This is a genomic window from Pseudomonas sp. GL-B-12 (assembly GCF_019955895.1).
GTDB lineage: Bacteria > Pseudomonadota > Gammaproteobacteria > Pseudomonadales > Pseudomonadaceae > Aquipseudomonas.
Map to the genome: position 1 here is coordinate 83,122 of NZ_JAHBCX010000005.1, position 21,339 is coordinate 104,460.

23 protein-coding genes are annotated in these 21,339 nt (G+C 58.7%); 10 read left to right on the top strand and 13 right to left on the bottom strand.

What is annotated here, in order from left to right:
* Positions 1-166 precede the first annotated feature (166 nt).
* Positions 167-1,435: an OprD family porin gene (locus KGA85_RS03090; protein ID WP_223532106.1), complete on the top strand. Its 1,269-nt coding sequence runs from the start codon at positions 167-169 to the stop codon at positions 1,433-1,435.
* A 176-nt stretch (positions 1,436-1,611) separates the two neighbouring features.
* On the top strand, positions 1,612-2,859 hold the full coding sequence (locus KGA85_RS03095; protein ID WP_411741680.1) for an MFS transporter: 1,248 nt from the start codon (positions 1,612-1,614) through the stop codon (positions 2,857-2,859).
* Positions 2,860-2,973: 114 nt separating this feature from the next.
* Here the strand turns inward: KGA85_RS03095 and KGA85_RS03100 are convergent, their stop codons facing one another.
* The 3 genes from KGA85_RS03100 to KGA85_RS03110 all read right to left on the bottom strand — a co-directional run bounded on the left by KGA85_RS03100 (position 2,974) and on the right by KGA85_RS03110 (position 4,690).
* Positions 2,974-3,612 carry a LysE family translocator gene (locus tag KGA85_RS03100; protein WP_223455543.1) on the bottom strand — a complete coding sequence of 213 codons (639 nt, stop codon included), beginning with the start codon at positions 3,610-3,612 and terminating at the stop codon, positions 2,974-2,976.
* A gap of 74 nt (positions 3,613-3,686) precedes the next feature.
* The gene (locus KGA85_RS03105; RefSeq protein ID WP_223455542.1) at positions 3,687-3,983 is read right to left on the bottom strand and encodes an AzlD family protein; all 297 of its coding nucleotides are present in this window, start codon (positions 3,981-3,983) and stop codon (positions 3,687-3,689) included.
* On the bottom strand, positions 3,980-4,690 hold the full coding sequence (locus tag KGA85_RS03110) for an AzlC family ABC transporter permease (RefSeq protein WP_223455541.1): 711 nt from the start codon (positions 4,688-4,690) through the stop codon (positions 3,980-3,982). Before KGA85_RS03110 ends, KGA85_RS03105 begins: the two co-directional genes overlap by 4 nt.
* Positions 4,691-4,812: 122 nt before the next feature.
* Here KGA85_RS03110 and KGA85_RS03115 point away from each other — a divergent pair, with 122 nt between their 5' ends.
* A complete protein-coding gene (locus KGA85_RS03115; RefSeq protein WP_223455540.1) occupies positions 4,813-5,724 on the top strand; it encodes a LysR family transcriptional regulator in 912 nt (303 codons plus the stop codon).
* Entirely contained in the window at positions 5,714-6,415 is a 702-nt protein-coding gene (locus KGA85_RS03120) for an alpha/beta fold hydrolase (protein WP_411741740.1), read from the top strand. The genes KGA85_RS03115 and KGA85_RS03120 overlap by 11 nt, the downstream gene beginning before the upstream one ends.
* A 67-nt stretch (positions 6,416-6,482) precedes the next feature.
* On the opposite strand, the gene KGA85_RS03125 is transcribed toward KGA85_RS03120, so the two are convergent.
* On the bottom strand, positions 6,483-7,418 hold the full coding sequence (locus KGA85_RS03125; RefSeq protein ID WP_223542904.1) for a LysR substrate-binding domain-containing protein: 936 nt from the start codon (positions 7,416-7,418) through the stop codon (positions 6,483-6,485).
* 90 nt (positions 7,419-7,508) lie between these two features.
* On the opposite strand from KGA85_RS03125, the gene KGA85_RS03130 reads away from it, so the two are divergent.
* Entirely contained in the window at positions 7,509-8,453 is a 945-nt protein-coding gene (locus tag KGA85_RS03130) for a DMT family transporter (protein ID WP_223455538.1), read from the top strand.
* Positions 8,454-8,757: 304 nt separating this feature from the next.
* Here KGA85_RS03130 and KGA85_RS03135 read toward each other — a convergent pair whose 3' ends face one another.
* From KGA85_RS03135 to KGA85_RS03150, 4 genes are read right to left on the bottom strand one after another with little or no spacing between them, the layout of a single operon-like run.
* Complete coding sequence (locus tag KGA85_RS03135; protein WP_223455537.1) at positions 8,758-9,558, bottom strand: sugar phosphate isomerase/epimerase family protein; 801 nt, start codon at positions 9,556-9,558, stop codon at positions 8,758-8,760.
* Positions 9,555-10,295, bottom strand: coding sequence for an SDR family NAD(P)-dependent oxidoreductase (locus KGA85_RS03140; protein WP_223455536.1), 741 nt, complete (start codon positions 10,293-10,295; stop codon positions 9,555-9,557). The genes KGA85_RS03135 and KGA85_RS03140 overlap by 4 nt, the downstream gene beginning before the upstream one ends.
* The gene (locus KGA85_RS03145) at positions 10,295-11,641 is read right to left on the bottom strand and encodes an MFS transporter (protein ID WP_223455535.1); all 1,347 of its coding nucleotides are present in this window, start codon (positions 11,639-11,641) and stop codon (positions 10,295-10,297) included. The genes KGA85_RS03140 and KGA85_RS03145 overlap by 1 nt, the downstream gene beginning before the upstream one ends.
* Before the next feature lie 58 nt (positions 11,642-11,699).
* A complete protein-coding gene (locus KGA85_RS03150; protein WP_223455534.1) occupies positions 11,700-12,533 on the bottom strand; it encodes an amidohydrolase family protein in 834 nt (277 codons plus the stop codon).
* 150 nt (positions 12,534-12,683) lie between these two features.
* On the opposite strand from KGA85_RS03150, the gene KGA85_RS03155 reads away from it, so the two are divergent.
* From KGA85_RS03155 to pcaG, 4 genes are all read left to right on the top strand, one after another.
* A complete protein-coding gene (locus KGA85_RS03155; protein WP_223455533.1) occupies positions 12,684-13,640 on the top strand; it encodes a LysR family transcriptional regulator in 957 nt (318 codons plus the stop codon).
* 65 nt (positions 13,641-13,705) lie between these two features.
* Positions 13,706-14,629, top strand: a complete 924-nt coding sequence (pcaQ, locus tag KGA85_RS03160; RefSeq protein WP_223532104.1) for a pca operon transcription factor PcaQ — start codon at positions 13,706-13,708, stop codon at positions 14,627-14,629.
* Between the two features lie 126 nt (positions 14,630-14,755).
* Complete coding sequence (gene pcaH / locus KGA85_RS03165) at positions 14,756-15,475, top strand: protocatechuate 3,4-dioxygenase subunit beta (protein ID WP_223542905.1); 720 nt, start codon at positions 14,756-14,758, stop codon at positions 15,473-15,475.
* Between the two features lie 12 nt (positions 15,476-15,487).
* Positions 15,488-16,090, top strand: a complete 603-nt coding sequence (gene pcaG, locus KGA85_RS03170; RefSeq protein ID WP_223532102.1) for a protocatechuate 3,4-dioxygenase subunit alpha — start codon at positions 15,488-15,490, stop codon at positions 16,088-16,090.
* A 164-nt stretch (positions 16,091-16,254) separates the two neighbouring features.
* On the opposite strand, the gene KGA85_RS03175 is transcribed toward pcaG, so the two are convergent.
* The 3 genes from KGA85_RS03175 to KGA85_RS03185 form a co-directional block, all read right to left on the bottom strand.
* The gene (locus KGA85_RS03175) at positions 16,255-17,181 is read right to left on the bottom strand and encodes a LysR family transcriptional regulator (RefSeq protein ID WP_223455529.1); all 927 of its coding nucleotides are present in this window, start codon (positions 17,179-17,181) and stop codon (positions 16,255-16,257) included.
* The gene (locus KGA85_RS03180) at positions 17,178-18,152 is read right to left on the bottom strand and encodes a quinone oxidoreductase family protein (RefSeq protein WP_223532099.1); all 975 of its coding nucleotides are present in this window, start codon (positions 18,150-18,152) and stop codon (positions 17,178-17,180) included. Before KGA85_RS03180 ends, KGA85_RS03175 begins: the two co-directional genes overlap by 4 nt.
* 149 nt (positions 18,153-18,301) lie before the next feature.
* Entirely contained in the window at positions 18,302-19,222 is a 921-nt protein-coding gene (locus KGA85_RS03185) for a universal stress protein (protein ID WP_223455527.1), read from the bottom strand.
* Positions 19,223-19,596: 374 nt separating this feature from the next.
* On the opposite strand from KGA85_RS03185, the gene KGA85_RS03190 reads away from it, so the two are divergent.
* Positions 19,597-20,022, top strand: a complete 426-nt coding sequence (locus KGA85_RS03190) for a potassium channel family protein (RefSeq protein ID WP_223455526.1) — start codon at positions 19,597-19,599, stop codon at positions 20,020-20,022.
* Positions 20,023-20,094: 72 nt separating this feature from the next.
* On the opposite strand, the gene KGA85_RS03195 is transcribed toward KGA85_RS03190, so the two are convergent.
* Positions 20,095-20,979 (bottom strand): universal stress protein, encoded by an 885-nt coding sequence (locus tag KGA85_RS03195; RefSeq protein WP_223455525.1) that lies wholly within the window; start codon positions 20,977-20,979, stop codon positions 20,095-20,097.
* The gene (locus KGA85_RS03200; RefSeq protein ID WP_223455524.1) at positions 20,976-21,116 is read right to left on the bottom strand and encodes a hypothetical protein; all 141 of its coding nucleotides are present in this window, start codon (positions 21,114-21,116) and stop codon (positions 20,976-20,978) included. The genes KGA85_RS03195 and KGA85_RS03200 overlap by 4 nt, the downstream gene beginning before the upstream one ends.
* Between the last annotated feature and the right edge of the window lie 223 nt (positions 21,117-21,339).

Consider the following 21,339-nt stretch of genomic DNA (forward strand, 5'->3'; position numbering starts at 1 on the left):
ACGCCGCGTCAAAAAACTCCTCTCTTTGGGCGTTGGCGTTTTTTTTCCAGTAACCCTCGCCCCGCTGGCGAGGGCTGCTTCACACCTGCACGGCCCCTGGACATCGAGCCCCAGCCGCCCGGTGACAGACCCATGATTCCAAAAATAAAAACAAAGGAGCTTCACCATGGACCGCAACACCCGCATTCTCGCTACCCGAATCCTGCTCACTGGAGGCGTCATCAGCCTTTCAGCCCCGGCCGCTGCTGACTTTATCAAGGACAGCAAGGCCAGCCTTGAACTGCGCAACTTCTACTTCAACCGTGACTTTCGCCAAACCAATGCCGCGCAATCCAAACAAGAAGAGTGGGCGCAGGGTTTCCTGCTGCGCTATGAATCGGGATACACCGAAGGTTTGATTGGCGTGGGTTTCGATGCCCTGGGCCTTGAAGGCGTCAAGCTCGATTCCAGCCCTGATCGCGCGGGTTCCGGCCTGCTCAAACGCCATAGCAACCCCCGCAATGGTTCCCAGGACGAGTATGGCGAACTTGGCCTTACCGCCAAACTACGCGCTTCCAGGAGTGCGCTGAAACTCGGCACGCTGATGCCTAAACTGCCGACGATATTGGCCAACGATTCACGGCTGCTGCCACAAACGTTCGAGGGAGGTCAGCTGACGTCGCTGGAGATTGAAGGCCTGACGGTGGATGCCGGGCGACTGACGCAGGTCAATCAGCGCGACTCCTCGAATTACGAAGACATGAGCATCACCCGGACTGGCGCCAAAGGCATCACAACGCAAAATGCCGCCAGCGACACATTCGATTTCGCCAGCCTGAATTACAAATGGACCAGCAATCTCGCTACAGCCTACAGCTATGGGCATCTCGACAACTTCTACAGTCAACACCTGGTCAACCTGACCTACATGTTGCCGGTCACGACGGGCCAGTCGCTGAAGACGGATCTGCGCTTCGCCCGTTCTACAGACGATGGCGGCAGCAATGTGGACAACAATGCGTTCGGTGCGATGTTCACCTATAACGTCGGCGGGCACGCGTTTGGCCTGGGCTATCAAGGCATGAGCGGTGACACTGGTTATGCTTACGTTAACGGCGCCGACGCGTTCCTGGTGAACTTCGTGCAGATCGGCGACTTCGCCAGCAAGGACGAAAAGTCCTGGCAGGTTCGCTACGACTACAACTTCGCGGCCATCGGGGTGCCTGGCCTGACCTTCATGACCCGCTACATCAACGGCGACAACATTGACCTGGGCAATAACCGGCCAGAGGGCAAGGAATGGGAGCGTGATACCGACATCGGTTACGTCGTGCAAAGCGGCCCGCTGAAAAACGTCGGGGTGAAATGGCGCAACGCGACTGTGCGTTCGACCAACTTTGGCAGCGATCTGGATGAAAACCGTTTGATCGTCAGCTACACCTTACCAATCTGGTAGGCGTTCCGCTCTGCGTCACTATTGCCCGGTATACAGGGTTTATAGCTGAAGGCTGCCTTGCGCAGCTTTCAGCTTTTCTCACTCCCGCCTTCATAGGAGTCGGCTAGCCGCGACGCGGTTAAAGGATTGCGAAGCGCTTTCAGATGCCTATGCCAAACAGGTTGTCGAGGCTCATGATGAAAACCACTGACAAGTCGGGCGGTGCTTCAACGGCTGCGCCAATCCGGAAGGCGTCAACCGGCAGTGTCTGGCGCACCATGCCTGGCGGCATCTGGGCGCTAGGCTTCGTCTCGATGCTGATGGACATCTCCTCAGAGATGATCCATGCATTGTTGCCGCTCTACATGGTGACAGTACTGGGTACCTCCGTCCTGGCAGTGGGTCTCATCGAAGGAATAGCCGAGGCAACGGCCTCGATCACCAAGGTATTCTCCGGGGCACTCAGTGATCGATTGGGCAAGCGCAAACTGCTTGCGGCGCTGGGTTATGGGTTGGGGGCGCTGTCCAAACCGATCTTTCCTTTGGCAGGCTCGCTGGACTGGCTGACCGGGGCGCGCTTTATCGACCGTATCGGCAAAGGGATTCGCGGCGCCCCGCGTGATGCATTAGTGGCCGACATCACGCCACCTGCGATACGGGGGGCGGCTTTCGGCCTGCGTCAGACTCTGGATACCGTTGGTGCATTCCTGGGACCGTTGCTGGCGATTGGTTTGATGTGGCTGACCGCGAACCACTTCAAGACTGTGTTCTGGGTCGCCGTCATCCCGGCCTTCCTCGCCGTCGCGGTTTTGCTTTTGTTCGTTCATGAGCCCAAACAGGTACAAGGGACGCAAAGGGTGCGTACGCCCTTGAGCCGGCGGGAATTGGCCCGACTGGGCGCCGGCTACTGGTGGGTGGCGGGTGTCGCTGCGGTGTTCACCCTGGCGCGCTTCAGCGAAGCCTTTCTGATCCTGCGCGGCCAGGCCGTTGGGCTGGCGCCGATGTGGGCGCCAGCGGTACTTGTCCTCATGGGAGTGGCGTACTCGCTGTCAGCCTATCCCGCCGGGGCATTGTCTGATCGTGTCAGCCGCGTGACGGTACTCGGCGCAGGTCTGATATTTCTGATTGCTGCCGATCTGACGCTGGCGTTCGCGCCGGGTATCGCCGGCCTGGTCGTCGGTGTCGTTCTATGGGGGCTGCACATGGGGTTTACCCAAGGGACATTCGCCGCCCTGATCGCCGATTGCGCGCCGGCTGAACTGCGCGGGACGGCATTTGGCATGTTCAATCTGCTGACTGGGTTAGCCTTGCTGTTGGCTAGTGTCATCGCGGGGGCGCTGTGGGATACGGTCGGCTACCAAGCTACCTTCCTGATGGGAAGCGGCTTTGCTGTTCTGACTTTTCTGGGGTTGTGGGTGATCCCGGCGAAAGCTCAGGTTCGATAGCAACACCCAGTCACTACCGACAGGACGGCAAGTCCGTCTGCCTCTGGTCGATTGCAGCCCCTCACGACAGGCGGCAGTCGGCCAGAAGCCAGGTCATTCATCAACACTCATGTCTTAGGCTGTCTGCCTACGTATAGCGAGAATCGCAGCACCAAATCCGATGAACGTTACCCCCACCACCCGACTTACCCAGCGGGACAGCTCGGGTCGTACCAGCACGCCCTTGGCGCGCGAAGCCAGCGCGGCATACAGGCTCAACGACGACACTGAGAGCGCCATGAAAATCGCGGTCAGGATCAGAAATTGTGGGAACAGGGCTGCGCCTTGGTCGATGAACTGCGGGAATAACGCCGTAAAAAACAGAGTCGCCTTGGGGTTGGAGAGCGCGGTAAAAAACGCCGACCTGTACAGTTTTAGTCGTGTGGGCCGCAGGCTCTGCCCCTCCTGAATGTCATCAGCCAGCAGCGGCGTCTTGTTGAGTAGCTGCCTCACCCCCAGGTAGAACAGATAACCGGCGCCGACGATCTTTACCATGTTGAACAACCCTTCGGAACTGGCAAGCAGCGCCCCCAACCCCAGCATCGCAGCCGCCGACAGGCAGAACAGACCACTGGCATTGCCCAGCGAGGACCACATTGCGCTGCGTTGGCCATGGGCGAGGCTGTTGTTGATCGCCATTAATGTCGCAGGCCCCGGGCTGGCGATGGCAATCGCGGCGACCAGGGTAAAAGCCAGCATAGTGTTCGGGTCCATGGTTCCAGGCTCGTAGAAAATTGAGGGCATAATACCGAAGGCTTCGTTGCCTGATGATGCAAATTACTCATCACCTACAGGAGCAACCGGAGCCCCGCCAGCGACCCCACAGCAATCGCGACAGTGAACAGCATCGGCAAGCGCCACGCGGCAACCAGCGTGATGCCCAATGCGAGCAACTCTTCAGGATGAGGCGAGACGAAGTGTGGAGCGATCACCGAGATCAGCACGCACCCCGGTGCGGCCTCCATTACCGCGCGGGCACGCGGCCCGAGTTTGCGTTTGCGCAGCAGCAGATAACCCGCCAGGCGTGTCGCATAGGTGGCTGACGCCATGCCCACAATCGTCAGCAAAGCCGCCATGCTGATCATGACTCTATCGCCCGAAGGTAAGTGAACAGCATCCCGGCAATGACGCCGGCAAACACGAACCAGGCGCCGGGCACCGTAAGGTAGACCAGGATCGCGACGAGCAGACTGATCAACCAGGAACAGGCCAACCGCGAGCCTTTCCACATGCCCCTGAGCAGCACGATGAAGACCGCCGGGAACGCCATGGCAAAGCCATAGGCTTCGATGTTGCCTAGCGCAGGTCCGATTGCTGCGCCAATCAAGGCAAAACCGACCCAGACCGGGTAGAAAGGCAAGCAAGCACCCCAGTAGTAGGGCCAGCTGAAGGCCGTTTGCTGCTGTGCCAGAGACCGCCGCATGGTGTCGGCATAGCAGATCGCCCAGCCCTCGTCCGCCATGAAGAACAAGGCCGGGATCACCTTGCGTTTGGGCAAGTGCTGGAGATAAGGCGCCAGCGCTGCGCCCATGACGATATGGCGGCTGTTTATCAGCAGGGTGATGAGCACAATCGTCAGCATCGGTGGCACCGCAGCCCAAAGCTTGATGGCGGCGAACTCCGAACCGCCGGCGAAGTTGAGGCCGGTCATGGCCCCCACTTCAACCAGTGACAGGCCTACCTGGGAGGCTTGCGCACCGAGGACCATGGCATAGGGGGCGACCGCGAACATGACCGGGAGAGCATCCCTCGCCCCTCGCAGGATCTCGCTTCTCGTGTATGGGTGGGTCATTGGCGGCTTCTCACTGCATCGCTATTGCTGTCGTTGTGGCGACAAGTGTGAATGTCCATCCATCACCCAGAAAAGCGAATATCTGTTATACAAGGCATTCGATTATCGAATGCTTAGACACTATGATTCATTCCAAGGATTTGCAGATCGATTGGTTACGCACGTTTTTGGCAGTCGTGGATACCGGTTCCATGACCGCGGCGGCGCGTCAGGTCGCCCGGTCCCAGTCCGCGGTGAGCATGCAGTTGAAGAAGCTGGAAGACAGCCTCGGTCGGCCGCTGTTCAAGCGCGAGCCGAGGCAACTGACGTTGACCCCTGCCGGGTATGACCTCCTCGGCCATGCCCGCAAGCTGCTCGAAGCCCACTCGACGATGGTTGATGCGATGCACGGGGGCGCGGTCTCCGGGCGCGTGACTCTGGGTGCTCCGGATGACTATGCCCTGACTTACCTGATGCCCGCCCTACGCAGCTTTATGACCCGCTTCGGCGAGGTCGAGGTCACATTGGTCTGCGAAGACTCTGCAAGCCTCTGGACAAAGGTCGACCGCGGCCAGGTCGACCTTGCCCTGGTCACCCGCGACGGCCCTTCACGGGGCGAACTGCTGTTCAGGGAAGCGTTGGTATGGGGCGGCGCCGAGCAACATGAAACCTGGAAGCGCAGCCCGCTGCCAATCGCCGTGCACGGGCTCAGCGAACGATTGCGCTCGGCAATACTTGCCGCTATCTCGGGCTTGGGGCGCGAGTACCGAGTGGTCTACAACAGCCCCAATGTGAGCGGCCAATTGGCGGCGATGGAAAGTGGCCTGGCGGTGGCCGTGGTAACTCGTTGCAGTCTGCCGGCGTACCTTAAGGTGCTGGATACTCGGCACGGTCTGCCAGAATTGCCGGTGGCGGAAGTCGTGTTGACCCGAAGCCGAGACTCGACAGGCTCACGCGCTGTAGATGCGCTGTACGCACATGTTGCAGGAGCCTTGCGCGACCCACTCTGCGATGGACCGACTCACGTCCCAGGGGATGATAAATATGTCCTCTGAAAGTGCTCTGCCATTGGTACTGATTCCCGGCTTCATGCTCGACGAATCGCTTTGGGACGAGGTGGTTCAACAACTGCCATCAAATCGAAAGGTCCATCGGGCGAACCTGCTCCATGGACAAACGATCGCTGAGATTGCTCAGAACATTGCTGCCGGCGCACCTTCAAGGTTTTTCCTGATCGGCTTTTCATTGGGCGGCTATGTCGCAAGGTCATTGGTACAACAGTTTCCTGACCGTGTGGCGGGCCTGGTGTTGATTGCGACATCATTGCGCCCGGACACGCCAGGGCAACAGCAACTCAAGCACGCCGCAGTGAAGGCATCTGCACAAGGGCAATTTCGTGGCTTGAGTTCGGTCTCGATTACCCAATCGGTGCACCCACAACGGGCAAACGACAAAGCGTTGATCGGCCGTATTCGTGAAATGGGTGAGCGAATGGGCCACGAAGTATTTGCCAGACAATCCCTGTTGATCAGGGATGACATCTCGTCCTGCAATATCCATTGCCCGACCCTGATCATTGCCGGTGCACAGGACAAACTGAGATTGCCTGAAGAGGCACAGGAGCTGCGTGACGCGATCCCGGGAGCCAGCGTGGAAGTGGTGGAAGAATCAGGCCACATGATTCCCTTGGAGCAGCCTGAAAAGCTCGCCCTGTTGATGTCGCATTGGCTGGATAAGATGGGCTGAAGGCGTGCGAAGCCTACGCATGATTAACCTGCACTGAGTGACACCTGTGACCGCTCGCTTTGGCTGGTCAGTCGCCCATTGATCCCAGGAGCCACTGCCGAAATATCTCGGCAGAGGCAGAACGCTTGCGATGCTTGAGCGACACCAGGAATTCGCCATTGCCCGTCACGCATTCGAAAGGCGTAACCCGCTGCAATTCTCCCTTGGCCAGCGCTTCATCAGCCATGAACGTCCAGGCCAGGCCGATGCCCATGCCTTGCTGAACGGCCCGATAAGCCAACGTCAGCTGGTTGAAGACCGGGGCTTTGTCCCGCGGTATGTAGTCGATGCCAAAGTGGCCGAACCATTGATGCCAGTCCAGACACTGCCAGGCGCAAGTGTCGATCTGCACCAGGTTGGCCTGCGCCAGTTGTTCCAGGGTCTTGATCCCCGAGACATCCAGTGAAGGATGAGCCACGGCATAGACGATTTCCGGCAGCAGGAAATCGCTGTCCAGCGAGGGCCATTCGCCAGAACCATAGAGAATGCCCACGTCGAAATCATTGAGGCTGGCCTCATCGAACTCGTTGATCGCGTGAACGTGCACGGCGATATCGGGGTATGCCTTGTTGAATTCGATCAGTTTCGGGAACAGCCAGAACTGGGCCAGGGCATGGGTCGCCAGCACCGAGACGGCGTTGGACTGATGGACATTGCGAATCCGCGTGACGCTTTGGTACATCGTGGTGAGGAGCACGTTGACCGTCATCAACAGCTCATCTCCTGCGCTGGTCAACTTGACACCCCTTGGTTTGCGCTCGAAGAGCGGGACGCCCATGCAGTCCTCAAGCTGGCGCATCTGTTTGCTCACGGCGCTCTGGGTAAGAAACAGTTCGCCTGCGGCACCCGTGAAACTGGCGTGTCGTCCCACGGCCTCAAATGTGATCAGGGTTTCTAATGGGGGCAAGGTGCGCAGGTAACGGTTAATGAGGGTTCTCCTGAGCGGGTGATTGCCGCACGACATTCCGGCTGGGAATGGGTGGCCAACTTTTTATCGCAGGTGGCGCTTATATACCATGGCTAGAATGCCGCTAAATAGCCTGTCAGAGCCGAGATGATGAACAGTGGGATTGTATTTGCGATTTTGGCGGGTGCCATCTGGGGAGGGGTGATTATCGCCCCTTCGTTGCTGCCGGAATTCAATGCCGTGCTGATCAGCAGTGTGCGGTTTGCAATGTACGGGCTGATCTCGCTCCTCGTGGCTTTACCGATTGCATCCCGCCTGCTCTCACAGTTGACGCGCCGCGATGCATTGATGTTGCTTCGTCTTTCATTAACCGGAAACATCCTGAACTACGCGCTGCTGGGCGCTTCCGTACAACTGAGCGGGGTGACTGCCGCCGCCCTCATCAACGGCATGATGCCGGTTGCCATTACCTTTCTGGGGCGTGGCGATGCAGGGTCCCTACCCCTGACAAAGCTCAAGCTGCCCCTGTTACTGGTATTCCTGGGCATCGTATCGGTCAGTCTCGAACACTCAGGCGCGCGGGCAGCGAGTACCTCGCTGTCTTCCCAGTTGCTGGGCCTGGCCTGCGGGGTCAGCGGCGTGGTCTGCTGGTCGTGGTACGCCACCCATAATGCCCGTTACCTCAAACAGAGCCATTTCAACAGCAGCGAATGGTCGACGCTGTTGGGCATCGTGACGGGCGTCGTGGCGGTCGTGTTCGGCATCGCTGCCTTGATACTGTTCCCGAACCTGGTACCCGCTCAGGTTGAAAACAGCCGCTGGATAGCTTTGCTGTGGGTCTGCCTGTTCCTGGCACTCTGTGGTTCGTGGGTTGCCAATGGGCTGTGGAATGCCTGCTCGCGTCGAATGGCCACGTCGTTGAGTGGCCAGATGATCGTGTTCGAAACGCTGTTTGCCTGTGTATACGGTTTTCTGTTCAGCCAGCGGGTGCCTGGCTTGATGGAGGTGACGTCAATCGTGTTGTTGGTGGGTGGGGTCGTCTGGGCGGCGAAGCGTCACCGAATGGTGCCGGTGAAACATGCTGAACCGTAGCCGCTGCTGGCCGTTTTCTTCCGGTGCTGACCGGCAGCTATGGGTCCAGGCTGTGTGAAAGCGCATGCCCCGTTTTGAAGTCTGCGTTGCTACGTAAAATCTGTCAGCGTTTGGCTGGTCAGCCAGACCTAAAATTTGCGTAGGAATGCGATTTCCGTTGCGGTTCTGAGTGTCAAACTCACTCCAAAACGTTTTCACACAACCTGGGTCGACTGTTGCCCCTAGCCAGAGGCAGCAATCGGCCAGAAACGGTGCTTCGAGAGAGGATGCGAGGTAGTACCAAGAATCAGCAGAATATGCACGCTCACGGCAACGAATGGCTGGCCAACCAGGCCCGGGTGATCGTGAAAGCTTGAGCCAACCGCTCAGGTGCGCATGTCGCGGGGCATGGGATTTCCACGCTCCAGTGCACCTGAGGTGGCAGGACATTGAGCAACCCGGCCAAGGGCAACTGCCCCTGACCGGGCGGCAGGCGACCCTCGCGGGCTTCGCGGATGATGCCCTCCCCCGTGGGCGCCAGCGCCAGCGCATCGCACCACTGCACGCCATGGATGTAACGCTGATCCAGTTGAGCCACGGCAGCGGCATTGCCGCTGGAGCGGAACAGGTGCAACGCATCCAGCAGCACGCCGCCGTTGGCCTGCCCCGCCGCCGCGATCAACGCGACGGCCTGTTGCAGGTTGCCAATGTGCCGCCAGCGCATGAATTCCAGATCCACACGCAGGCCATATCCGGCTGCCAACTCGCACACGGCAGCGAAATTATCCGTGAGCCGGCATTGCTCCGGATCGTCGCCCGACACAGTGAGGCAACGCGCCCCCAGTTGCGCCCCGGACTCCAGCAGCGACGCAAACCCGGCGACGTCCACTCGCGGTGTCAGCTCGACGAATTCGATCTCGTTGACCACCACACCTTCGCTATCGAGCGTGGTCTTCAACTGCCGCAGCGCCTGGCTGCCCGGCGCCAGCGAGTAAGCGATGCCACCCGCCATGGCCGGGTGCAGGCGCAGGCCGACCGAACTGAAACCCGCGCGCGCCGCCTCTCGTACCAGTGCATCGGGCGCCAGCTCCAACGCGGTGAGGTGCGCGACACCCAGGCCTCTCAATAGGTTGCCCTCCCGCCGCTGAGGTCGAACACAAAGCCTGTGGTGAAGCTGCACTCGGGCCCGGCGATCCAGGTCACCATGTTGGCGATCTCCTCGATTTGCAGGAAACGCCCCATGGGTATCTTGGCCTTGCTCGCGGCAATGTGCTCGGGGGTCATTTCCGCCATCAGCCCGGTTTCCACCATGGCCGGAGCAATGCAATTGAGCAGCACGCCGTCCTGGGCCAACTCCTTGGCCGCCGCCTTGGTAAACGCAATGACACCGGCCTTTGCCGCCGAATAACCGCTGATGTATTGCACGCCGTCCTTGCCGGCCATCGAGGCAACGTTAACGATGCGCCCGTAGCCGCGCTCGCGCATGTGCGGGATGGCCGTGCGGCAGCAATAGAACACACCCGTCAGGTCGATGGCGATGACCTGGTCCCAGGCGGCTGGCGGGTATTCCCAGGAAGGAGCAACCGGCCCGTTGATACCGGCATTGTTGACCAGGATATCGACCCGTCCCTGCTGGGCAATAACCTCGCCGAAAGCCGCCTCCACGGACCCCAGCGAGGCGACATTGACGGCTTGACGCATCACCGGCTCAAAGCCGTTGGCGACGCTGTCCCAGCCATCGACCGCCAGGTCCCAGATGACGATCTGCGCGCCAGCAGTGTGCAAGCGCCGCGCAATGCCCAGGCCGATGCCACGCATGCCGCCGGTAACGATGGCCGTCTGGCCTTCAAGGTATCGAGTCATCAAAGTGCTCCTTGTTGAACGGATTGGATTTCGGGCAGGCGACGCAGGTCGCGCACCATGAACAGGTAACACAGCGCCCCCAGGACGGTGATCGAGGACACGAAAGCCAGGGCCCAGACGAACGAACCTGTGGTCGTGACAATCACGCCGATGGTCAACGGGGTCACGATGCCGGCCGCATTGGCGAACAGGTTGAACACACCACCGCTCAAGCCGAGCAAGCCTTTGGGGGCGATATCGGAGACGATCATCCAGGCTAGCGCCGACATGCCCTGGGCGAAATAGGCCACGCACAGAATGGCGATCACCAGTGCGTCGGAGTCCACGTAATTGGCCAGCACGATCACCGATGCGGTCAAAAGGCCTGCGATCACCGGCAACTTGCGCGCGACATTCAACGAGTAGCCGCGGCGCAGCAAGGCGTCCGACAACCAGCCGCCGGCCAGGGTACCCAGGGAAGCCGCAATGAACGGCAGCACCGCCACCCAACCCACCTTGAGCCAGGGCATGTGCCGCTCAGTGACCAGATAAGTGGGGAACCAGGTCAGGAAGAACACGTTGGTCGAGTTACAGGCGAACTGCCCCAGGCAGATCCCCAGCATGTTGCGATGCTTGAGCAGTGCCGGAATCTGCGACCAGGAAAACCGCGTGGCTTTCTGGCCGCCATCGATCACCCCGCCGCCTTCGGCGATGTAATCCAGCTCGGCCTGATTGGCCGTGGTCGACTCATGGGGTTCGTGGTACTTGCGCCACCACACCAGGCCATAGAGCACACCCAGGATGCCCACCGCCATCAGCAGCACACGCCAGCCATGGGCATGCAGCACCCAGAACAGCAGCGGCGTGAGAAACGCCAGACCGACGTATTCAGCGAAGGTATAGATGCCGGTCGCCCGTGCACGCTCGCTCTGCGGGAACCAAGTCGCGACCACCCGACTGTTGGTGGGAAAGCACGGCGCTTCGCTGGCACCGACCAGCAGGCGAAAGCCCAGTAACGAGAGAAAGCCCTGGGCAAAACCTTGCAGGCCGGTGAACAGCGACCATAACGTCAGCGCCAGCCAATAGGTGAACTTGGTGCCCAGCCGGTCGATCAGGATGCCGCCGGGAATCTGCGCGGCTGCGTAGGTCCAGGAAAATGCAGAAAAGATGAGCCCCATCATGACGGCGTTCAGGCCCAGGTCGGCACTGATGCTGGGGGCGGCGATGCCCATGACGCTGCGATCCAGGTAGTTGATCATGGTGCCACCGGAAATTAGCGCCAGGATCATGAATCGGGTACGGGTTCTGGCGGTTTGCGCCGCCGGACAGGCGAGCGTTGCCGCCGCAAATCTATTGTCGGTCGTCATGGTTTTGTTCCTTGTTTTTATCGGAGTATTTCTGGCAGCACTGCTGCCCAGGGCCGGTTCAACGCTCGCCAAAACCGAACAGTCGCAGTGGCGTGTCCCACATCACCTTTTTCCTTTCACTGAAATCGGGCATCAATCGCTCAGCCAGCTTGAGCAGCGGCCCGTAGTCCACGCGCGATTGCTCGCGAATGAACGGCCAGTCCGAACCCCACACGCACGCATCCGGGCCAAAGGCCTGGAGCAGCGCCTGCACGTAGGCACCGGCTTGCTCATCGAGATGATCGTGGGCGGCGAACTTCTGCATGCCGGAGATTTTCACCCAGGCCCGGCCGCTCCCGGCCAGACCCAGTAGCGCCTGGAACCCCGGCTGGCCGACGCCTGCACGGACGTCGGGACGGCCACAGTGGTCGATGAGCAGCCGCGGCGCAGTCGATTCGATCAAGCCCAGCAACTCGACCAGTTGATTGCCCTGAACCTGGATCTGGGCGAACAGGTCCAGTTCGGCGAGCCGCCCGAAAAGCCCGGCCGCGTCACTCATGACCTCCACGCCTTCCAGCGCCGGATTGAACGCAATCCCCACCACACCCTGTTCCTTGAGCGCTGCCAGCTCATCCAGGGGCGTGTCGTGGTCGACAACTGCAATCCCCTTGAAGCGGCCCTCGCTTTGCGCCAGCGCATGCAGCAGGCAACGATTGTCCGTGCGGTAGCCACTGCTCGGCCCCACCAGCAAAGCGTGTTGCACACCATAGGCGCCCATGACCCGACCGAACTGCTCCAGGGTCGCGACCTCCTGCCCGGCGGGTGCGTAAACCGTGTCGGCACGATAGGCAAACCGCACGGGATCAAACAGGTGGTTATGGCAATCGATCTTGGGTTCGTCGTAGATGCTCAAGGCTGCTCCCACCAAGCGTCACTGCGCTTGCTCACTGATCTTTGTTATTGTTCGCCGCGGTGGGCGATGCCGTTGCAGTGAAGATACGACCAGGCGATCAATAGCGCTCATACACAGATCGCTCGAACAATAACCAAAGGTTAATGACCCATGCCCTACGGCGAAGGCCCCGACGCCAACACGATGGTGTTCAAGCTGCGACACATGGAAGTGTTCCGGGCGGTGATGCTGACCGGCTCGATCAGCGGTGCGGCAAAAATGCTCTACGTGTCGCAGCCGGCAGTCAGCAAGCTGATCGCCTATATCGAGAGTCGGCTGGTCTACCGCCTGTTCCAGCGCATCAACAATCGCCTGGTGCCCACCGCAGAAGCCGTGACCCTTTACCGGGAAGTCGAGCGTGTCTACCAGGCCGCGCTGGCGGTTAATGAGTGTGCGTTGGCCCTCGCCAACGGCCCCCACCGTCAGCTGCGCATCTGTTGCAGTGCTTCGCTGTCGACGGTGGTCATCCCGTTCGCCCTGGCCCGACTCAAGCGGGAATTGCCATCGCTGAACATTGAATGGCAAACCACGCTGATGGGCGACATGCCCAACCAGATACTCTCGAAGAAGGTCGACCTGGCTGTTTCGGCACTGCCGCTGATCCATGACCACCTGCACTCGCTGGCCTTCATGCGCGCACGCATGGTCTGCGTGATGCCGGCTGATCACCCCTTTGCCCGGCGAGCTGCATTGTCACTGCACGAACTTGTCGACCAGCCGTTGTTGCTGTTTCGCCCCGACATGCCTTTTGGCCGGTTGCTGGCCGACGAGATCGAACGCCAGGGCCTGAACCTGTGCTCCATGCTGAATTTCACCAATGCCAACGAAGCGGTCGCCCTGGTCAAGCAAGGCATGGGACTGACCATCATCGATGAGTTCGTGGCCCAGGACAGCGGGCTGATCGTCGTACCGCTGGTTGAGGCGATTCATTTCGATATCAGCTTTGTCTACTCGCGGTTCGAGCCGCTTGGCGAATCCGCCACGCAGCTCATGCAGGTGCTTTATCAGCAGGCCGTCAAACTGGGACGACTGATCCCGGGATGCGAACTGCCGAATGTCGACCGATAGCTACCGTTTGCCCGCATCGGTCACCAGGATTAATGAATGCCACACCACGAAGGCGGAGCAGCAGATTGAACATCGATACCCGAATCAAATTCCGTCATCTGGTGTGTTTTCTCGAGGTGGCGCGCCAGGGTAGCCTGGCACGTGCCTGCGACAAGTTGGCAATCAGCCAGCCGGCGCTTTCGAAAACCCTCAAGGAACTGGAATCCCTGCTGGCTGCCAAGCTGTTCGAGCGGAGCAAAAAGGGCTCGACGCTGACCGAGGCCGGGGTGGCCTTTTTGCGATATGCGGGACCGAGCGTGCAATCGCTGCGTGAAGGGGTCAACAGTTTGCGCTCCGGTGTACATGAGCCGATTGCCGTACGGCTCGGCGTGCTATCCACCGTCGAAAGCCTGTTGGTGCCTGAGGTTGTCTGCCGTTTACACGACCGGCATCCCGCCTTGGCGGTCAGTGTCGTGACCGGGCCGAGCGCCTACCTGCTGTCCCAACTGCGTGTCGGCGAGCTGGACCTGGTGGTCGGCAGAATGACCGATAGCCCATCGATTCACGGCTTGACGTTCGAGCACCTTTACAGCGAATCCATGACCCTGGTGGTACGTAACGGCCATCCAGTGCTGACTGATCCACTGGGGCATAAAAACCTCGAAGACTATCCAGTGGTACTTCCGCTGGCGGGGACGACGATCCGCAAATTCGCCGACAGCCTGTTTGTGCAGCACGGGATCACCCCCTCGCGCCAACGCCTGGAAACCCTGTCGGTTGCCCTGAGCCGGCGCTACATACAATGCAGCCAGGCAATCTGGGTCGCGCCTTTTGACGCGGTCAGACAGGACTTGAAGCTAGGTGAGTTGGTGGAACTGGGGATGCGTGAAGCCGGTGGTTCCGTGGGGCTCTGCACAAATCCTGTGTTGCCGGTGACACCTGCGGCCCAGTGGTGCGTGGAGGCATTGCGCGAGGTCGGGCAAGAATATAGCGAAGGGAAATATCCATAACCATTTGGACATGTATTAAGTCGGTTTTTTCAATTTTGGGTTGGGTCGCACAAGAGGAGACTGGGCTGCAAGTCGCTGCCATCGCAGCGCTTGCCTCTGACCAACCATAACAATAGGAAAATCGACATGTCTGATGCGCACGAGAGCCGCTTCGCCATTCGTGACCGTAATTGGCATCCCAAAGCCCTGACACCTGACTACAAGACTTCGATCCTGCGCTCCCCCCGCCAGGCATTGGTGAGCATTCCCCAGTCTGTCTCGGAAACCAGCGGCCCGGATTTTTCCCATCTGAAGATGGGCCAGCACGATAACGACCTGCTGCTGAATTTCAATCACGGCGGCCTGCCCATCGGCGAACGCATCATCGTCGCGGGCCGGGTTTGTGATCAGTACGGCAAGCCGATCCCACATACTTTGGTGGAAATGTGGCAAGCCAATGCGGGTGGTCGTTACCGGCATAAAAAAGACAGTTACCTGGCCCCTCTTGATCCGAATTTCGGCGGCGTCGGCCGTGCCTTGACTGACCGCGATGGCAACTACAGCTTCCGTACGGTCAAGCCCGGTCCCTACCCATGGCGCAACGGTCCCAACGACTGGCGACCGGCCCATATCCATGTCTCCATCAGTGGCCCGTCCATTGCCACGCGCCTGATTACCCAGCTGTATTTCGAAGGCGATCCGCTGATCCCCATGTGCCCGTTCGTCAAGTCGATCGCCAATCCGGAAGCGGTACAGAGCCTGATCGCCAGGCTCGACATGAGCATGGCCAATCCTATGGATTGCCTGGCTTATCGCTTTGATATCGTCCTGCGCGGCCAGCGCAAGACCCACTTCGAAAACTGCTGAGGAGGCCTGCATATGCCCGTTCAACTTCTGCCTGAAACCCCGTCGCAAACAGCCGGTCCCTATGTCCATATCGGATTGGCACTGGAGGCGGCCGGCAACCCGCCGCGGGAACAGGAAATCTGGAATGTGATGGCAAAACCTGGCGCGCCTGGTGAGCACATTCTATTGATGGGTCACGTTTATGACGGTAACGGCCACTTGATTCGCGACGCGTTTCTGGAACTCTGGCAGGCCAATCACCAAGGCCACTACGACAGCGGTTTCGATCTGGAAAAACCCTTCAACTGCTTTGGTCGTACCGCCACTACCGATGTCGGTGAATGGACGATCGAAACCGTCAAGCCTGGCCTGGTGAAAAATGCCTCGGGTGTGCCCATGGCAGCGCATATCAATGTGTCGCTGTTCGCCCGGGGCATCAACATTCACCTGCAGACGCGACTGTATTTCGACGACGAATCCGAGGCGAATGCAGTGGACCCCGTATTGAATCTGATCGAACAGCCACATCGGCGTGAATCCCTGATTGCCAGGCGCTGCACGGTTGATGGGAAGCTGGCCTACCGCTTCGATATCCACCTTCAAGGCGAATCGGAAACGGTGTTCTTCGACTTCTGACGACGCAAGCACCGTGTTGAGAGACCAGCGCTCAACATCTACAAAACCCTGAGGCAGCCTCCCCTTTGCGGGTGCATTGCTGCTACGTCTTGCCATGAACGTCCATGACATGCCTTCAACTGTTGTCGAGGGTAGAGGGCATTCACGTGCTGAGGCAGCCTCGGTCAAATGGCCCATGGGGGCGCGGGGGTAAACTTTGACTCGATCCATTGTTTGAACGCGACGACCACGGCGCCCGGAAACTTGGCCGATGGCCTGACCAGGTAGACCCCACCGGCGGTGTCCAATTGCCAGTCAGGAAGGACATGCAACAGCCTCCCGGCAGCAATATCACGACTCATCAACCAGTCACCGGCCCCCAGTATTCCCGCATCGGCGCGGGCCGCTGCCAGTAATGATTCGCTGTCATTGGCCGTCAGGTTTCCTTTGGGAGAAACCGTCTGCAGCTCATTGCCGCGATGGAGTCTCCACTGGGGAAAAGACACAAGGCCACTGAAGCGAAGGCAATTGTGCCTGATCAGATCCTGTGGCGTTTCGGGCATGCCGTGCTGTCTGATGTAAGCAGGCGAGGCACACAGTATCCGGCGATGGTCACTTAGTTTTTTGGCTATCAACCGGTTGTCTTCCAATTCTCCGATTCGGATCGCCGCGTCAAAACCTTCATCAATGATGTCGACCAGACGCTCGCTATAGTCTGCAAGGATCGAGACATGCGGATGAGCCTTGAGAAACTCCGGCAGCATCGGGCCAAGCCAACGCCGTCCCATGGCTGCTGGCAATGCAAGCCGCAAAGTACCGCGGATTTCGCTGGCGCCCTCAGACGCTTGCTGCTGCGCTTCATTCATCAATTCGATGGCTGAGCGAAGGCGCTGCTCCAGCCTGGCACCTGTTTCAGTAATTCGAACCTGCCGGGTGGAGCGCTCCACGAGCCGAACGCCAAGGCGCCTTTCCATTGCGGCGAGTCGCTTTGAGACGACTGTAGGATGTCGCTGCAATAGCCGCCCAGCCCCGACAAATGAACCTTGCGAGGCCACGGCCAGAAACGCAGCGATTTCGTCACTGTGCTGATTATTCAGAACATCAAGATTCATGGTTTTAGAATGATCGCCCCCGATGAACGCCCCGACTCCAGGTCAGCATGCGCCAATGCTGCGTCCGCCAGAGAGTAGCTTGCCCGGACCCGAGGTTTGATAATACCCGCACCTATGGCGGCCAACACATCCTGCGCTCGTTCCTGGTACTCAGAGGCACTCGCCGTATGGGCTGCCAACGAAGGACGTGTCAGGAACAGCGAGCCTTTGGCATTGAGTGTCGACAACTCCACGGCTGACGGCGCACCCGATGAAGCGCCAAACGATACCATCAGACCTCGTGGTCGCAAGCTATCCAGGGATGCCTGGAAAGAAACACGCCCTATTGGGTCATAGACGACGTCGACCATTTTACCTTTGGTGATTCGAGCGACCTCGCAAGCCAGGCTGTCAGCATCGAACACCAGGACTTCATCGCATCCCGACGCCTGAGCTTTCTCGACACTGGCCTGCTTTGAAACCACGCCGATCACAGTGGCCCCCAAGTGTCTGGCCCACGGCACCATGATTTCCCCCAACCCTCCAGCCACACCGTAGAGGAGCATGGTTGTATCGGGCCCCACAGGATAGGTGGCTTTCAAAAGGTACTGTGCAGTGATGCCCTTGAACATGACGGCTGAGGCATCGTCAAATGACAGCGAATCCGGAATTTTGACCAGCCGCTCTGCCGGATAAAGCCGGGCCGAAGCATAGGAACCGATAGGGCCGGTGGCATAGGCCACGCGATCCCCTACTCGCACGTTGCTGACACCCGCCCCCACAGCTGCGACACGCCCAGCGCCTTCCAGCCCAAGTCCAGATGGCAACGCAATGGGCACCGCGCCCTTGCGCTGGGTAACGTCGAGAAAGTTGACACCTACAGCCTCTTGCTCAAGCCAGACCTCGCCTTGGCCTGGCGTTTGTTCGCTCAGTGTCTCCAGGTTCAGTACTTCAGGGTTGCCGAACTGGTTAAACCGGATCGCAGATACCATGGTCATTTCTCCTTCAGTCAAAAGCCGTTATCAAATGAGTGGCCTCAGTGTGAGAACTGATCTCCTGATGAACAAGACGGGTCGATTGCAGGACATTAATGCACTGATTGCAGCAATATAATAGGTGGTTTCATCGTAGGGCGCCCCGTTCAATCGGGCGGGGGGAAGGGTTTGACGATCATCAAACTGCACGGTGCCCGGTTTAACACGCTCTCGGCGGTATCGCCGATAAACCGGTCAGGCCCATGGTGATAAACCGTGCCCAGCACCACCATGTCAAAGGCATTCTGTTGAGCGAAAAGTCCGATGACCTTGTGGGGGACGCCCGTCAGTGAGTGTCGGCGTGTATTGTTGATGCAATAGCGCTCGGCAAGCACATCGAAAGCCTCTTGTTGGGCATCTTCAATCGCGTCCCTCAAACTGTCATCAAGACTGCCCGTTGGCACACTCATCGGCGCATCGCTCATCTCTGACCAACGACTGACGTTAAGTAAGTGCAGCGCGGCGCCGCAGCTGGCCGCCAGAGTAGATGCCAGATCGAGTATTCGGTCATTTAATCCCCGGGTCAGCTCTTCCAGATGGGACAGATCGATCGCCGCTAGAATTTTCAATGGTTTGGGATTTTTGGCGCTGGTAACCAGGTGCAGGTGGGTCGGACACTCGCGTAGCAGTCGCCAGTCCACAGGCCGGTGAAAGGCACGGTCAAGTGCCGGCACATAATGGGTGTCCTTGATTACCAGGTCCGGAAGAAAGTCATTCACGTACTCAAGCAGGTTTGTCAGACTCGACTTGGCCCAGACCACTTCGGTGGTCACCTGCCGGCCACCGCATCGTTGAAACCGGGCCTGCTGCTCCAGCCAATGACGGTGCACCTGCAGATAACCTTCTCGTGCCTGGGCCATCGCATCGTGGTCAAGCAGACCGGCTACCGCCAGTGCCTGGACATAATCGAACGCGACAATGTGCAATAAGGCACCGGTTGCACAAGCCAAGGCATGCGCACGCTCAAACGCCGGGGTCAGGGTCATTTCGCTGGGGGCTATCAATAGAATGCGTTTGAGTTTGAGCATCACATACCTCGCCCTGAAACCTGCCTGCCTGAGTGCAAACCCGCCTTCCTGTCGGGGCCTTGGGTCAAACGCTTGTTACTTGGATTTACTTCGAGCGGGCTCGTGACTGCAGCCAGCAAAATATCCGGCAATACAACGAACAAGTACGTCCTCATAATCGTCCCGTCGATTTGTTGCGACTGGAGAGCTGTAGTTCGATTATTTGGCGTTATGCCGTGGGGGACCTGACTTTTATCAACTAATCAGCAGCTATCGTTAACGCAACGACTGGCTTTCGATTACTAAAACCCTTGTTGATTCAGCTCAACGATTTTCCGGCTCCCAGGCGTAGAAGTACTCTGATTCACCGCCTCCCTTTTCGCTGGAGATTTGCCATGCTGGCAGTCACGCTGATCAATACGCTGGTGGTCATCATCACCGTAGTGATCCACTATGAATGTCTGTTACGCCTGAATGATTGGCTACCCCGGCTCAAGCTGTGGAGCCGCTTCAGAATCGTAGTTGGAGTATTCGGCGCCCTCCTGGCCCACGCGATAGAGGTCTGGTGCTTTGCACTGGTCTATTACCTGATGGTGCACTCCGGGAGATGGGGCAGCCTGACGGGCAACTTCGACGGTACGCTGATGGACTGCGTTTACTTTTCTTTTACGACGTACACGACGATCGGCTTCGGCGATATTTCGCCTGTGGGCAACCTCAAATACTTGACCGGTCTACAAGCCCTTACCGGGCTGGTGCTCATCACATGGACCGCATCCTTCCTGTTTCTGGAAATGCAAAAGTACTGGAAGCGCAACTAATCCCCTTTCTGACTCGTATCAGACTCAACTGTCGAACTGACGGTGTGCCATCAAGTCTGGTACAGACTCGATCTAGACCGCCAGAACGCAGCATGGCACCTGATACAGAATATGCTCGGTCGTGCTGCCCAAAAGCTTGTCCACACCATGGGACTGGACTCTGCCCATCACGATCACATCCACGTTGTGTTCATTAGCAAACTCACTCAACACCGTGACCGGATGTCCCTCAATGAAATGTCGACGATCGGAGGGCACCCCGAACCGGCCTGCCAACTCAAGGAAAGACTTTTCCAGGTCTCTGCGAAGCGCTTTGGTAAGGTCAGCAAGTGTCAGGCCGCCCATGTCCGCAAGATAAGCGGCCGAGATATCGCAGGCGTACAGCAAATGCAATTCGGCATTGCACTGCATGGCAAGACTGCAAGCCTGCTTGATGATTCGGTCATTCAGTTCGTTGTCGACAGACTCGATATCCGATACCTCGACCGCGGCTACAACCTTGCGGGGCAAAACGTAGCAGCTCCCGCCCACCAGATAGACCGGCACCGGACAGTGACGCAACAAATGCCAGTCCAACGGGGTGAAGAAGGCCCGTTTGAGCACGGACTCATGCTGAACCTCCTTGATCAACAAGTCGGGCTGCATGTCCGTGACGTGATCAATGATGTCCTGCTTGATGTCCTCAGCCCAAGCCACCTCGGTGGTTACCTCGATCCCTCTGCCACGCAAATTCTCGGCCTGAGCCTTGAACCAGTGGCGATGGTCCTGCAGGTAACGCTCCCGAGCCAGTTCTCGATCGCCGTCTTCAAGCAGCGATAACCATTTGAACGAGGGGATTAGCGCCGCGATATGCAAACTCGCGCCGCTGGTCTTGGCCAGCGCTGCCGCACGATTCATGGCTGGAGAATGGCGCAAGGCCGGGTTGATGATCAGTAACAGGCTTTGATACTGGCTCATGATAAATCTCCAGTGGTGTGGATACTCGACGCAGGCCGCCTCTGTGTAGACGCCAGCGATTCACCACCAATGTCCATGGCCGGTTCAGTTTGCACGTCATGCCCCTGCAGTTGCTCGGCACTCAGGAAATCGCTCATGAACTTCTCCGCCAGAGGATCAGGTAACCAGTAGGTTTTTCCTCGATTCTGAGAGTCTGAAGCGCTCATGACTTGATTTACATCAAATCTCAAAGACTGCGTATGGGCCCAATGGCGCATGGGAACCAATCGACGGAACGGGGTTTTCACCCGCTCGTCTGTTACGTCCACATTACTTTGAAACAAAGGGTGATTTGGGTGGGTACTACCTATGCTTATCCCA

What these genes read in the sequence shown, in the direction of transcription:
- KGA85_RS03175 (WP_223455529.1), bottom strand. Translation starts at nt 17,181, where the DNA reads ATGAATCTTGATGTTCTGAATAATCAGCACAGTGACGAAATCGCTGCG.
- KGA85_RS03190 (WP_223455526.1), top strand. Translation starts at nt 19,597, where the DNA reads ATGCTGGCAGTCACGCTGATCAATACGCTGGTGGTCATCATCACCGTA.
- KGA85_RS03115 (WP_223455540.1), top strand. Translation starts at nt 4,813, where the DNA reads ATGATTCATTCCAAGGATTTGCAGATCGATTGGTTACGCACGTTTTTG.
- KGA85_RS03110 (WP_223455541.1), bottom strand. Translation starts at nt 4,690, where the DNA reads ATGACCCACCCATACACGAGAAGCGAGATCCTGCGAGGGGCGAGGGAT.
- KGA85_RS03140 (WP_223455536.1), bottom strand. Translation starts at nt 10,295, where the DNA reads ATGACTCGATACCTTGAAGGCCAGACGGCCATCGTTACCGGCGGCATG.
- KGA85_RS03130 (WP_223455538.1), top strand. Translation starts at nt 7,509, where the DNA reads ATGATGAACAGTGGGATTGTATTTGCGATTTTGGCGGGTGCCATCTGG.
- KGA85_RS03105 (WP_223455542.1), bottom strand. Translation starts at nt 3,983, where the DNA reads ATGATCAGCATGGCGGCTTTGCTGACGATTGTGGGCATGGCGTCAGCC.
- KGA85_RS03195 (WP_223455525.1), bottom strand. Translation starts at nt 20,979, where the DNA reads ATGAGCCAGTATCAAAGCCTGTTACTGATCATCAACCCGGCCTTGCGC.
- pcaH (WP_223542905.1), top strand. Translation starts at nt 14,756, where the DNA reads ATGTCTGATGCGCACGAGAGCCGCTTCGCCATTCGTGACCGTAATTGG.
- KGA85_RS03095 (WP_411741680.1), top strand. Translation starts at nt 1,612, where the DNA reads ATGAAAACCACTGACAAGTCGGGCGGTGCTTCAACGGCTGCGCCAATC.
- pcaG (WP_223532102.1), top strand. Translation starts at nt 15,488, where the DNA reads ATGCCCGTTCAACTTCTGCCTGAAACCCCGTCGCAAACAGCCGGTCCC.
- KGA85_RS03155 (WP_223455533.1), top strand. Translation starts at nt 12,684, where the DNA reads ATGCCCTACGGCGAAGGCCCCGACGCCAACACGATGGTGTTCAAGCTG.
- KGA85_RS03145 (WP_223455535.1), bottom strand. Translation starts at nt 11,641, where the DNA reads ATGACGACCGACAATAGATTTGCGGCGGCAACGCTCGCCTGTCCGGCG.
- KGA85_RS03180 (WP_223532099.1), bottom strand. Translation starts at nt 18,152, where the DNA reads ATGGTATCTGCGATCCGGTTTAACCAGTTCGGCAACCCTGAAGTACTG.
- KGA85_RS03185 (WP_223455527.1), bottom strand. Translation starts at nt 19,222, where the DNA reads ATGCTCAAACTCAAACGCATTCTATTGATAGCCCCCAGCGAAATGACC.
- KGA85_RS03090 (WP_223532106.1), top strand. Translation starts at nt 167, where the DNA reads ATGGACCGCAACACCCGCATTCTCGCTACCCGAATCCTGCTCACTGGA.
- KGA85_RS03120 (WP_411741740.1), top strand. Translation starts at nt 5,714, where the DNA reads ATGTCCTCTGAAAGTGCTCTGCCATTGGTACTGATTCCCGGCTTCATG.
- KGA85_RS03100 (WP_223455543.1), bottom strand. Translation starts at nt 3,612, where the DNA reads ATGGACCCGAACACTATGCTGGCTTTTACCCTGGTCGCCGCGATTGCC.
- KGA85_RS03200 (WP_223455524.1), bottom strand. Translation starts at nt 21,116, where the DNA reads ATGAGCGATTTCCTGAGTGCCGAGCAACTGCAGGGGCATGACGTGCAA.
- KGA85_RS03125 (WP_223542904.1), bottom strand. Translation starts at nt 7,418, where the DNA reads ATGTCGTGCGGCAATCACCCGCTCAGGAGAACCCTCATTAACCGTTAC.